The organism is Edaphobacter aggregans DSM 19364 (genome assembly GCF_000745965.1).
GTDB lineage: Bacteria > Acidobacteriota > Terriglobia > Terriglobales > Acidobacteriaceae > Edaphobacter > Edaphobacter aggregans.
Map to the genome: position 1 here is coordinate 1 of NZ_JQKI01000138.1, position 13,060 is coordinate 13,060.

Annotated in this window: 9 protein-coding genes and 1 pseudogene; 8 read left to right on the top strand and 2 right to left on the bottom strand. The window is 55.8% G+C overall.

Translation table 11 applies throughout. The features are described from left to right. Window positions 1-571, top strand: a pseudogene (locus tag Q363_RS26410) (MlaD family protein); the annotation flags it as partial. 143 nt (window positions 572-714) lie between these two features. After that, complete coding sequence (locus Q363_RS41265; RefSeq protein WP_157467604.1) at window positions 715-885, top strand: hypothetical protein; 171 nt, start codon at window positions 715-717, stop codon at window positions 883-885. Between the two features lie 343 nt (window positions 886-1,228). On the opposite strand, the gene Q363_RS26415 is transcribed toward Q363_RS41265, so the two are convergent. Beyond that, window positions 1,229-1,993 carry an HAD family hydrolase gene (locus Q363_RS26415; RefSeq protein WP_035356739.1) on the bottom strand — a complete coding sequence of 255 codons (765 nt, stop codon included), beginning with the start codon at window positions 1,991-1,993 and terminating at the stop codon, window positions 1,229-1,231. Between the two features lie 1,024 nt (window positions 1,994-3,017). On the opposite strand from Q363_RS26415, the gene Q363_RS41270 reads away from it, so the two are divergent. Then, window positions 3,018-3,161 carry a hypothetical protein gene (locus Q363_RS41270; protein WP_157467606.1) on the top strand — a complete coding sequence of 48 codons (144 nt, stop codon included), beginning with the start codon at window positions 3,018-3,020 and terminating at the stop codon, window positions 3,159-3,161. A gap of 121 nt (window positions 3,162-3,282) precedes the next feature. On the opposite strand, the gene Q363_RS26420 is transcribed toward Q363_RS41270, so the two are convergent. Then, complete coding sequence (locus Q363_RS26420; RefSeq protein WP_051979366.1) at window positions 3,283-5,715, bottom strand: glycoside hydrolase family 65 protein; 2,433 nt, start codon at window positions 5,713-5,715, stop codon at window positions 3,283-3,285. Window positions 5,716-6,723: 1,008 nt separating this feature from the next. Between Q363_RS26420 and Q363_RS26425 the strand changes: the two genes are divergently transcribed. The 5 genes from Q363_RS26425 to Q363_RS26445 form a co-directional block, all read left to right on the top strand. Beyond that, the gene (locus Q363_RS26425; protein ID WP_157467608.1) at window positions 6,724-7,176 is read left to right on the top strand and encodes a hypothetical protein; all 453 of its coding nucleotides are present in this window, start codon (window positions 6,724-6,726) and stop codon (window positions 7,174-7,176) included. After that, window positions 7,173-7,331, top strand: coding sequence for a hypothetical protein (locus tag Q363_RS41275; protein WP_157467610.1), 159 nt, complete (start codon window positions 7,173-7,175; stop codon window positions 7,329-7,331). Before Q363_RS26425 ends, Q363_RS41275 begins: the two co-directional genes overlap by 4 nt. 442 nt (window positions 7,332-7,773) lie before the next feature. Beyond that, a complete protein-coding gene (locus tag Q363_RS26435; protein WP_425387786.1) occupies window positions 7,774-10,176 on the top strand; it encodes a phosphoketolase family protein in 2,403 nt (800 codons plus the stop codon). A 97-nt stretch (window positions 10,177-10,273) separates the two neighbouring features. Beyond that, window positions 10,274-12,376 carry a transketolase gene (tkt, locus tag Q363_RS26440; RefSeq protein ID WP_051979368.1) on the top strand — a complete coding sequence of 701 codons (2,103 nt, stop codon included), beginning with the start codon at window positions 10,274-10,276 and terminating at the stop codon, window positions 12,374-12,376. Window positions 12,377-12,468: 92 nt separating this feature from the next. Further along, window positions 12,469-13,060 (top strand): transaldolase family protein (locus Q363_RS26445; RefSeq protein WP_425387787.1); only part of this gene is annotated, 592 nt, incomplete at its 3' end.

Sequence of the window (13,060 nt, forward strand, 5' to 3'; positions counted from 1 at the left end):
GAGAGCTCTCGCACCGGACACGCAAGGCAGAGATGCAGGCGACAACATTCGAGAGACGCTCTCAAACGCGAATGAAGCTACCGGCAATATGGCCGAGGATACAGAGGCTCTCAAGCATGAGTTTTTCTTCCGGGGGTTCTTCAAACAGCGCGGTTACTATTCCATGGCGCATTTGGCGCCCGATGAATATCGCCAGGACAAGGTGTTTGCGAATCCGAGAAATCCGCGCGTGTGGATCGAAGCTGCGGAACTTTTCGAGCCAAGGCAGGGTGAAGGCGAATTGCTATCTCGCGCGGGGAAAGTGCGGATCGATGCAGCGGTTGCCCAGCTTGGCGATCCTGTAATCGGCGGCGCCATTGTGGTTGAGGGTTACGCCATTTCCGGAACACCAGGCGACCAGCTGGCACTGTCCCGCAGCCGTGCGATTCTCGTGAGAAACTACCTGCATACCCATTTCCACCTGGATAACCAAAGCATCGGGACGGTGCCGCTGCGCGGAGTGCCTCCGCCCGCCACGCATAAGGACAGCTGGAATGGAGTTTGTCTCGTGCTGTTGTCGAAGGCGTCTTAGTCGCAGAGCGGCAGCCTGAATAGCCAGAAGTGTAATTCCGACAAACGATGAAAGGTCCGCCTGTCCTTACCAATGTATTCCGTCGAAATCAACGTTTGATTTTCTTGATTTTCAATTGAAGGCTGGGCCGCGACTGAGCGGCCGTGCATGCGGATGAGCGCGACGGCGCAACCGTTACGACGGCGGTCATGGAAGCCCTACGCTCCTCAGGCTCGTTCTCAAGCGTCGAGTCCTATGATGGACGCGACAAGCCCGAGAATCTCCTGACCGGCAGGCTGGAGCGACTCGATGAGATCGACTATGGGGTGGGGTGAGAGTGGAGGCGACATTGACCGCCCAACTGGTGAATTTGCGCACTGCCTCCACGGTATGGACAGGCGAGGCGACGCAAACGTCCAGAGTCGGGCAACGCACTGTGAGCTCCGTCGTGGAAGAGATGAGTCGTGCAGTCCAGAGAAGCATCGACCGCCTTCTGGCTAGCATGGAACAGCAACTCGCTCACGCGGCGCCTTCGCGGTCTGAAGCGCAATCGACCGTACCTACGCCCAAACGGCGGTAACGCGGCAGACTATCGTAGCTAAAACACCTGCCCGACTACCGAACTCATTCTGAAGCAGTCGTGCTGCAGTGTCTCTTGAAACAGCTCGCCAAACTCGGTCATCGACCTTCTACAGGCGGAAGCAATTCCGCGAGATCTCCGACCACGAGGTCCGCTCCCTGCTTCTTCAATGCATCGGCGTTTCCGGTGCGAGCGACCCCGATCACCAGTCCAAAGCCGCCTCGCTTGCCCGCCTGCACGCCAGCCAACGCGTCTTCGACGACGATCGAGCGCCTGGCCTCAACCCCAAGTTGCCGGTCCGCCTCCAGGAACGTGTCGGGCTCGGGCTTTCCCGCCAGGTGCAGATCCGCGGCAGTCCGACCGTCAACACGGACATCGAAAAGCGACTCGATTCGGGCCGCTTTGAGCACCGCCGCACAATTGTTGCTTGAGGAAACTACCGCCGTCTTAAATCCGCGCTCTTTCAAATAGTTCACCGCCCTAACCGATCCCGGATAGGCCTCAACGCCTTCCCTCTCCATGATCTCGTTGACCAGTTCATTCTTCTTGTTGCCGATTCCACAAATCGTTTCAGCGGTGGGCGGATCGTTCGGCTTTCCATAAGGCAATTCGATCCCGCGCGATGCAAGAAAGCTTTGCACTCCGTCGAACCGTGGCTTGCCGTCAATGTATTGGCGGTAGTCCTCGCCAATGTCAAATGGAACGAAAGTCTCTTTTCGTGTCTCGGCTCGATGCTTCAAGTACTCGTCGAATGTTTGCTTCCACGCGACGGCGTGGAGCTTTGCCGTGGCTGTCAATACGCCGTCCAAGTCGAACAGGACGGCGTCAAAGTTCTCTCGTGTTATCTCTGGGAACGACATCATATACCCACCCGCTTTCGATCAACAGCCTGGACCCACGACGAGGGATTCGCATGGTGCCAGCGAGCACGCCATGTATCAAACAGCTCGGCACGATATCAGCAGCACACCCAGGTTCCTTATCAGCATTTGCCTTTGGAGAGAGAACGCGCACCGATGCGTCTCCGAGCATCCCCTCCAGCCTTTTTCTTTCTTTTACTCCTCATCGGCCCACACGGCAACTACAAGATTTATCAGTAGGCACGAACACACTAACGCCTTAGACTCACTCCACAAGCACTCTTGAGGGCAGATCCATCGGAGATACGGACAGCTCCCTGTTGCGGCAGACAGGAGCACAGACGTGCTTACCCGGACTGGCCATCAACACGCAGCGCTATGAGGCGATTGTAGGTTGGCGCAATTACTGTACTGCGCTGCTATTTGTCTTCAATGGCTTAGGGGCAAGTTCGCGTGCCTCTTACTCCAGAATTTGCGCTATCAGAGATTGCAATCCTACGGATTGGCGCATTTAAATGGTTGCGAACCTATTCAGCTTCAAAGCTGGATGAAGTATGGAGCCGTCCGTTCACAGATCGTACGTTTACGTGTTCTTTTCCATGCGCCTTGTAGCGCACCCAAATATGGGAATATGTCCAGATTCATCAAGGAGGATCACCATGAAAGCTGCACAGAAAAGAGACGCATATGGCGACTGGAGCACGATCACCTACCTGCCCGTCGTCTCCCAAAAGCAGCTCGGACAATAACACCTATTGTCAGAACAACGACATCAGTTGGTTTGACTGGGATCTGTGCCGCAGCACGCGGACCTGCATCGTTTTGTACAGTTACTCATCCGGCTGCGGCGGCACTTCGCCCGTGGGGCGAATGCCGAACTGTCCTTATCGGAGCTTCTGGAGCGAGCGCGCATCCAATAGTATGGTGTTCGGTTGTGGGAGCCAGATCTCTCGTTTGAGTCGCACAGCCTTGCCGTCATGGCGCAGTTGGAGACGGGCGACGCGTTGCACCTGATGCTGAATGCCTATTGGAGCCGCTGACGTTTTCCTTGCCTGGCACGCCGGCCGACGTGGAACGGTGGTATCGGATGATCGATACGTCGCGCAATCCGCCGGAGGATTTTATCGAGGGATGGACCGAGCCGGTGATGAGCAACACCTATGCGGCGTAGCCTCGCTCTATTGCCCTCCTGGTCAATCGCCCACGATCGAACTGAACCATCCAGGAAGCGCCGGACCAGTCAAGCCACTACTTGCATCTGGAAAGCGGCATCCGGAGTCGTTCTGACAGAATCACGCCGCGCTGTCGGCTTGAGTTGCTCGCAAAGCTCGCTCATCGATTTTATGAACATTGAAGCCGCGCGACACCGGCTTGCCGGGCTCGAGCTTCAGTTCTTCCTCCAGGTGAACAATCGTGAGCCCAGTTCCCTCGCGGAGATGGTAGGTGGCCTGGCCTGTGTGCTCGTCGATATCTACCGTCAGAAGTTGTCCTTGGATGGTGAGATTGAACCGCAGACCTTCAATTCGTAGCACGCCTTCCATTCGCAGCAGGTCTTCAATTCGGGCAAGCCGCGGATGGAAAGTGAGCCGGCCGTTCTGTTCGCGCATACCAGCGATTCCATACACGAGGCCCATCCAGGTCCCGCCCATCGAAGCGATGTGGCAGCCCTGTTCGACATTGGCATGAACATCCGCCAGGTCCATCCAGAGGGCGTATCTTCCATACTCGAGAGCTTTTTCGCGATAGCCCAGTTCCACGGCGAGGATGCTCTGAATCGAGACGGACAGGGATGAGTCCCCGGTCGTCAGCGGATCATAGTAATCAAAGTTCCTCCTTTTCTGCTCGGGGGAAAACTGGTGGCTCAATAAGAACATCGCCAGCACGATGTCGGCTTGTTTGATCACGTTGTGGCGGTAGATCACCAACGGATGAAAGTGGAGGAGCAGCGGGTATTTATCCGCGGGAGTATTGCCAAAATCCCACGGTTGCTTGCTCAGAAATTCATCGTCTTGAAGATGGATCCCCTTGGCTTCGTCATAAGGCACGTACATGTGGTCAGCCGCGGTCTGCCATTCGGCAATTTCACTCTCGTTCAGACCGATCTCCTGGGCCAGACGGGCGAACTTTTCGGGGCTGCTGTCCCGGATTTCCTGCAGGGTCCTTGAGGCCGCCCAGAGATTCTCTCTGGCCATCAGGTTCGTGAAGGCATTGTTGTTGACGACGGTGTTGTACTCGTCCGGTCCGGTAACACCATGGATGCAGAACTGGCCATTGACGTGGCTCGAGTAAAAGCCGAGGCTTCGCCACATCCGTGCCGTCTCAATCAGTATTTCCGCGCCCTCCTTCTGCAGGAATTCCGTATCGCCCGTAACTTCCACGTATTTCATGAGGGCATACGCGACATCCGCATTGATATGGTACTGTGCCGTACCTGCGGCGAAGTAAGCAGAGGCTTCCTCGCCGTTGATGGTGCGCCAGGGGAAGAGAGCTCCCCGTTGGTTAACCTCACGCGCACGCCTTCGAGCAGCGTCCAGCATCCGATACCGGAACTGCAAAAGGTTCCGAGCCAGATGCGGGTGGGTGTAAATCAGGAAGGGCAGCACATAGATCTCGGTGTCCCAAAAATATTGGCCTTCGTAGCCATGTCCGGTCAGGCCCTTGGCCGGCAGCCCCATCCCATCGGCGCGCGCGCTGGCCTGGTAAATGTGAAACAGATTGAAGCGGATTACCTGCTGGAGCTCCTCGTCCCCACGAACTTCGACGTCAGCTCGATCCCAAAACTTGTCGAGATGGACCTTCTGGCCGGACGCAAGTCCCTCGAAGCCCAAGGCGCGCGCACGCTTCAAGGCTCGATCGACCCGCTCGGCCAACTCGTCTACGGGAGCCTGCGCTGAGGTGTGGTAAGTCAGCAGCTTCGTGAGCTGTAACGTCTGCCCGGCGGTGCCCTGGAAGGAGATAACTACTCTACCTCGCTCGTCCAGCGAGCGGTTGTCGACTTCATACGCGCCGTCGCTCTCGATCAGATGATCCATGCCACAGGCCAGGGTCATACTGCTGGTTCGCGTCTTCGCGGTCAGGATGCTCTCGGTATCGGAACCCTGTAGGCCTTGCGGGAGAAGGACTCGTTGCTCAAAGGCGCGGCTGCCTCGCGGATCACCTGTCACTGGCTGCGTCTCTTCCTGATATACCAACTCGGACGAGATGACAACGGGCGCATCACTGTTGAGCAGGGTAACCTCATAGGAAATAGCGGCCACATGTTTGTGTTCGAACGAGACCAGCCGACGTGAGCGAATGCGAATTCGCTTACCCGAGCCTTGTTCCCAAGTCACATCGCGCGAGAGAATCCCAGTGCGTGTGTCGAGATTGCGATCGTAATCCACCAGCGTGGCCCGGGCGAGGTCGAAGGGTTCATCATCGACATAGAGCCGAAGCAACGTCCCATCCGGGACGTTGACAATGGTCTGTCCGACCTTCGCATAGCCATAGGCGGACTCCGCGTAGTTGATCGGCCAAGTCTCATGGAACCCGTTGATCAGTGTGCCCTTGCGAAAGACCGGCGTGCCCTCCTCGAAGGTACCCCGGATGCCCAGGTAACCGTTGGCCAGCGCAAAGAGCGTCTCCATCTGTGCCATCCGCCCGGGATTGAATTTCTTCTCTACCAGGCGAAATGGGTCATGGGGATAGATAAAGGTGGGCAAGGTCTGAATTTGGCGTCGCAGCATAGATGGACCCCTTATGACTGTCTCAGAAGCAGTTCCTCTAGATCCCCAACCACGAGGTCCGTCGCTGGTAGTGACTTGAACTGTTGCAGTGGACCCGAAGCTGCGCTGTTAATGCATCCATGTTCATTGCACCTCCGAGCTCTCGAAGAGCATCGTCGCTGGCCAGCACCTGCCTTTAACCGTACTCCTTCATCACCGCTGGGTTGGAGATTTCGGTGAAATCGGACCTGTTTGCTGTGATTCCGTTTGATGACCGTCGTCCCAGCGCACATGCCTCGACTTTCTAGACTCCATTCGGCGCTTGGTTTCGGGCGCATAGCCCCGTGGCTATGCGCCAACGAACGTTCCTTCCAAGCTGTTTCTTTATCCCCCCATCCGGCACCCATAACAACTGTAAGATCTGCCAGTTGGCAAGAGAACGCTTGTGTCCCTAGAGTCACTTCACAGGCACTCTTGAGTGTAGTGCCACTTCGAAGAGGCCCGCTAAGGCCCGCTAAGCCTTCACAGAATGGGTGCATGTTTGCAGGTGGCGGGAGAGTATATGGGCTTGACTGTTGCCATTGGTCGTGCTATAGCGTTAGTAGCTAAAAACAGAAAGTTTGTCTCGGGCCTCGCCATTGCGCTAGCTGTAGGAAGCGAACTAGCATCGGGTTCCTTCCTGTGGGTATCCAGCCATGTGGAACTCTGCAGTTCAGAGCGATACATGGTTTGAGCCAAGAATCTCCGGCTGTAGCCCTTCGACACCTTGCGGTCCTAGTGGCAGAGACCCATCCTGGAGATGGTGTTGCAGGAACTCTCGCAAGTTCACGTCTCCTGAAGCAAGGGCGCATAGCCGGACATGCGCGTCCACCACCGCTGTTTTGGACATTGCGACTCGAGCCGAGTGGGACAATCAGGCGGTGGGATCCCGGTCACTGACTCTGCAATGAGCGAGTCATAGCTTCTAAGAGCGTGCCATCAACAACTGTGCACTTGCATATTCGGAAATGAATGACGAGGACTATTGATATGCATAAGGACCTTCACGAGTTGGCAAAAGAGTATCATGCTTTCTACGAAGTGTTGCCATACAACATCTTGCTCACTGAGAAGCACGGGAGCCTTCCAGCGACCAATCGAACAATTCAGGCTGGCTTTGATGTTGATATCTACGGCTTAAATCCCAAAAAAGATCTGGCGCTGCCGGGTCCTGATCCAAACTACACGCTGGCCTACGCCGAATTGCAGAAACTCGCAGAGAAAGTTTCACATGAGCAATCCAAGGATTTTTGCTGCCTTGAGGTTATGTCATTCCCTTCAAAAATTGTTCTTGGTGGCTCAAGTCTCGCGGAGGCGCAGGGAATGCTGCGAATTAGAATTTCGCATCATCGGGGCCTCGATCGACCTGCCGATCTCCCGGAACAGCATGTGCTGAAGGAACTCGAAGTCCAATTACAAAACTTGGGCGTCGTGCGGCGATGAAGAATCAGCACAGCAAGAGAGACGGCTCCACAAGTGGCTTTCCCAATTATGTGATTCTGATCACAGACGGCAAACATATCATCGCCGAAGAATTATTGTGGCAATCTGTCCTCATCGAGAAGCTCGATGTCACAGACTTCGCACTTTGCGAGTAGTACGTTGTTTGCACACCGGCAAGGTTATTGGAACAAGCTGCTGTTGATGAGCTCTGCTTGTTCTCTGGTTTCGGCACCGTTCAGATTTTCTGGTAGCAGAGTTTCTCGAACATGGCGAACAGGAACGCAAGGATCATTCTTGGGATGAGAAGACTTGAAGTTGACTCTAGAAATGTCAGTTCCGCACGGTTACAGAAAGGATTGGAAAACACATTTTGGATCGCTGAGTTTAGTAATAGCTGTGAAAGAACCACCATCAGCCAGGAAGGAGACAACCTGCTTCTGGATTTGATGAATGAATATCTAGCATTCAAATTCTCTGATGTGCTCACCGAGCGGGTAATCAATCTGCTGTCCCGCAGCGTCCCCGAGAGAAGTAGGAGGTATTGAAATGTCATCCACGCAGCCGCACGTTCTAGTTGAAGAAACACCGGCGCTACCACTGAGTGCGTATGGACCAGCGCGAGCGACGATCCAAGGCTCACCACTAAGTTCGGAAGAGCTGAGAAAGATGCACGCGTACTGGCGAGCCTGCAATTACTTGGCGCTCGGGATGATTTATCTCCAGGCGAATCCTTTGCTAAAAGAACCGTTGAGGCCCGAGCACATCAAAAACCGCCTGCTCGGGCACTGGGGATCGAGCCCCGGCCTCGCATTCATCTACATCCACCTGAACCGGTTGATCAAGAAATTCGACCAGGAGATGATCTTCATGGCTGGACCCGGGCATGGCGCGCCCGGTGTTCTGGGCCCGTGCTATCTGGAAGGAACATACTCCGAGATCTACACCGAAAAAAGCGGAGATGAGCTTGGCCTCCGCGAGTTCTTTAAACAGTTCTCGTTTCCGGGTGGCATCGGCAGTCACTGTACGCCGGAGACTCCGGGCTCAATCCACGAAGGAGGCGAGTTGGGCTACGTGCTTTCTCACGCTTGCGGCGCCGCGTTCGACAACCCTGACCTGATTGTCGCAGCGGTCGTCGGAGATGGTGAATCGGAGACGGGTCCGTTGGCAACTTCGTGGCACATCAGCAAGTTCCTGAACCCCATTCGCGATGGCGCAGTTTTGCCGATTCTTCACTTGAACGGCTACAAGATTAACAATCCTACTCTTCTGGCACGCATTTCACACCAGGAGTTGGAAGACCTGATGCGAGGGTACGGCTGGACGCCCCATTTCGTGGAGGGCTCAGACCCCGACAGCATGCACCAAGCCATGGCGGCCACCGTCGAACATTGCATCCTGGCGATCAAAGAGCATCAACAGGAATGCCGACGCACCGGCATGGCAAGCCGCCCGCGCTGGCCGATGATCGTGCTGCGTTCCCCAAAAGGCTGGGGCGCTCCGAAAGAGGTGGGCGGTCACAGGCTCGAGGGTTTTTGGCGCGCCCACCAGGTCCCCCTGACGGATGTGAAGAAAAGCACCGAGCAATTGCAGGTCCTCGAGGCATGGATGCGCGAGCAGAAGCCCGAAGAGTTGTTCGACGAGAATGGCAGGTTCATTGCGGAGCTCAAAGAGCTCGCGCCCACTGGGACCCGCCGCATGAGCGCCAATCCTCATGCCAACGGCGGAATTCTGAAGAGGAACCTGCGTATGCCTGACTTCGCCGACTACGCGCTGAAGGTCGTGCTACCAGGAACGATTGAGGTCGAGAATGTTCCGCCTTTAGGGAACTTTCTGCGAGACGTGATGAAGTTGAACATGAACAACTTCCGCATGTTCGGTCCGGACGAGACGACGTCGAACAAGCTACAAGCTGTATACGAAGTCAGTAAGAAATTCTGGATAGCCGACTACTTTCCCGAGGACAAGGACGAGGGCGAATTGGCGACCGATGGGCGCGTCATCGAGATGCTCAGCGAGCACACGATGGAGGGCATGCTCGAAGGCTATCTGCTTACCGGGCGCAATGGCTTCTTTTCCTCCTATGAGGCCTTTATCCACGTCATCGACTCCATGTTCAACCAACACGCGAAATGGCTGTCGATCTGCAGCCATCTGTCCTGGCGTCGAGATATAGCCTCGCTGAATCTCCTTATCACTTCAACAGTCTGGCGACAGGACCATAACGGTTTCACTCACCAGGATCCCGGATTCCTGGACGTTGTTTTGAATAAGAGCGCTGCAGTAACTCGCATCTATCTTCCGCCCGATGCTAACTGTCTTTTATCGGTCGCCAACCATTGCCTCAGGAGCGAAAACTATGTCAATGTGATCGTTTCCGACAAGCAGTTGCATCTTCAATATCTGAACATGGATGCCGCGATTGAGCACTGCACGAAAGGCATCGGAATCTGGGACTGGGCGAGTAATGACCATGGTGGCGAACCTGATGTCGTATTCGCTTCGGCTGGCGATATTCCCACGCAGGAGGCGCTCGCCGCAACGGTGTTGCTGCGCGAGGAGTTCCCTGACCTGAAGATTCGCTTCATCAACGTAGTCGACCTGTTCAAACTGCAGCCGAGCACGGAGCACCCTCACGGATTAACGGATTGCGACTTTGATTCCCTGTTCACGGTGGACAAGCCGATCATTTTCAATTTCCACGGGTATCCATACCTGATTCACCGCCTCACCTACGCTCGCAAGAACAAATGGATCCACGTTCGGGGTTACAAGGAGAAAGGCAACATTAACACTCCAATGGAACTGGCGATGAATAACGAGATCGACCGCTTCAGCCTGGCTATCGATGCCATCGATCGCGTACCCAAGCTGCAAAAAATCGGAGGGCACGCGAAAGAGAAATACCGTAACCATCAGATCGCATGCCGGGCCCACGCGTACAAGCACGGCATCGACAGCCCGGAAATTACCGGATGGAGGTTCCCGCACCCGTCAGCCTAACCTGAACGAGGCGAGGGGGCGTATAGTGGCAGCCACCCCACGGCCTGCTTCCTTCAGAGTGGCACACCAGCGAATGCCAGCGCGAAAGGAACCCTCAATGAGCCCAGTAAGTGATCGCCTAACTATCCCGGCACTGCCATCAATAGAACAGACCAGTATCAATACCATACGTACGCTCTCCATGGATGGGGTTCAGGCGGCCAACTCGGGACATCCTGGAACTCCAATGGCATTGGCGCCGGTGGCATACAGTCTCTGGCAACAGTTCCTTCGGTTCGATCCGCAAGATCCGGTATGGCCGAACCGCGATCGCTTCGTGCTGTCGATAGGGCATGCGTCCATGCTGCTCTATTCCCTGCTTCATTTGACCGAGGTCCGGGCCGTCAGCAAAGACTACGAAAGTCTCGGCGAGGTATCGGTGCCACTGGACGCCATCAAGGCGTTTCGACAGTTGGACAGCCGCTGCCCAGGACATCCGGAGTACCGCTGGACCTCGGGCGTGGAAACAACCACAGGGCCGCTCGGCCAAGGCGTGTCCACCACCGTCGGCATGGCGATCGGTCGGCAGTGGCTGGCCGCGCGCTACAACCGCCCCGGTTTCGAGGATCTCTTCGACTTCAACGTCTACGGGCTATGCGGAGATGGATGCATGATGGAGGGTATCTCCAGCGAGGGTGCCTCGCTTGCCGGACACCTGCGACTCTCGAATCTGTGCTGGATCTACGACAACAACCACATCACGATCGAAGGCAACACTTCCCTGGCCTTCACCGAGGACGTGGCCACTCGTTTCATCGGATACGGATGGAATATCACGCGGGTTGGCGACGCAAACGATCTCGAGATGCTGGCCCGCGCATTCCGGACCTTTCAGAATTGCAAAGATCGTCCGACGCTGATCATCGTGGACAGCCATATCGGGTACGGTGCGCCGCACAAGCAGGATACCAGTGGGGCACATGGTGAACCCCTGGGCGAGGAGGAGGTCCGATTCGCGAAGCGAAATTATGGTTGGCCAGAAGATAAGAAGTTCTACGTACCCGTTGGCGTTTACGATCATTTCCGTGAGGGCATCGGCAAGCGCGGGAAACAGCTACGTGACGCCTGGTTCGCGCGAATCGCGGAATATCGGAAGCAGTACCCGGAACTCGCGGAAGAGCTCTATCGCATGCAGCACCGCCAGCTCCCTGAAGGTTGGAACCATGACCTGCCGGAATTCCCTGCGGACGCGAAAGGCCTGGCGACGCGTGAATCCTCGGCTAAGGCACTGAACGCATTCGCCAAGAATATTCCCTGGTTGATCGGAGGGTCCGCGGACCTCGGACCATCTACCAAGACACGTATTACGCAGGAGGGCGCGGGAGATTTCTCGGCAGAGAACTATGCCGGACGCAATTTTCACTTCGGCATCCGCGAACATGCCATGGGAGCCATCCTGAACGGACTGAGTCTGGTGAAGGTCAGGCCCTTCGGTTCGGGATTCTTCATCTTTGTCGATTACATGCGCGGCTCTATGCGGCTGAGCGCGTTGATGGAACTCCCGGTTATTTTCGTGTTCACTCACGACTCGATTGGGGTTGGAGAGGACGGCCCGACTCATCAACCCATTGAACAGCTTGCGCACATGCGTTCCATGCCTGGCCTGATCTTGATCCGGCCGGCCGATGCGAATGAGGTAGTCGAGGCCTGGAAGGTGATCCTGCAACTGCATCATGCGCCAGCCGTGCTCGTACTCACACGCCAGGCGGTGCCGACGATCGATCGCACAAAGTACGCCCCGGCCGCAGGCCTGGCCCGCGGAGCTTACGTCCTGGCGGATGCCGCCGCCTGCTCGCCCGAGGTCATCCTCATCGCGACCGGAAGCGAGGTTGCACTATGCCTGGAGGCTTACGAGCAGTTGACCAAGGAGGGCGTGCGGGCACGAGTGGTCAGTATGCCGTCATGGGAGCTATTCGACGATCAGAATAAGGATTATCGCGAATCTGTTCTACCTCCGCAGGTGCGAGCCCGAGTATCAGTGGAAGTGGCGTCAGATTTTGGCTGGAGCAAATACACCGGGTCCGAGGGGCGCAGCATTTGTATTGAGACCTTTGGAGCATCGGCGCCCCTCAAGCAGCTATTGAAGAAGTTCGGCTTCAGCGTGGACGACGTCGTAACGGCGGCGAAGGATCAGATTGCGCTGCACAAACCTCGCAACTAAAGGGAGTACTTCACAAGAGTGGGCGTTGGCGGAAGGAGGCTGCCAGTAGTCGCCTTCGGCAATATGACAAGGACGATGATTAAAGATTGGAGATTACAATGACATTGCTTGATTCCTTGAAGAAATACACTATCGTTGTAGCGGACACGGGCGATATTGAAGCCATTGCCAAACATCGGCCTCAGGACGCCACCACCAATCCGTCGCTTCTCTTTCAGGCTGCCCAGATGCCGACTTACAGGCACTTTGTGGAAGAGGCTGCCGAACTGGCCGAACAACGCGGCGGCCGTCACGAAGAAATGGCGGAAGAATTTATCGATCGTCTTTTCGTCCTGTTTGGAGGCGAGATTCTCAAAGTCGTCCCCGGCCGTGTCTCTACCGAGGTTGCCGCCAGCTTGAGCTTTGATACCACGGGTACTATCGCGAAAGCTCGCAAGCTCATCTCGCTCTACAATGAGAAGGGCGTGGCGCACGAACGCATCCTCATCAAGATCGCAAGCACGTGGGAAGGTATTCGAGCCGCCGAACTTCTTGAGAAGGAAGGCATCCATTGCAACCTGACACTTCTCTTCAGCTTTGCCCAGGCAGTCGCATGCGCGGAAGCTGGAGTTACCTTGATTTCACCCTTCGTTGGTCGTATCTACGATTGGTACAAGAAGGAGCATGGCGGCGGGGAGATTCCCG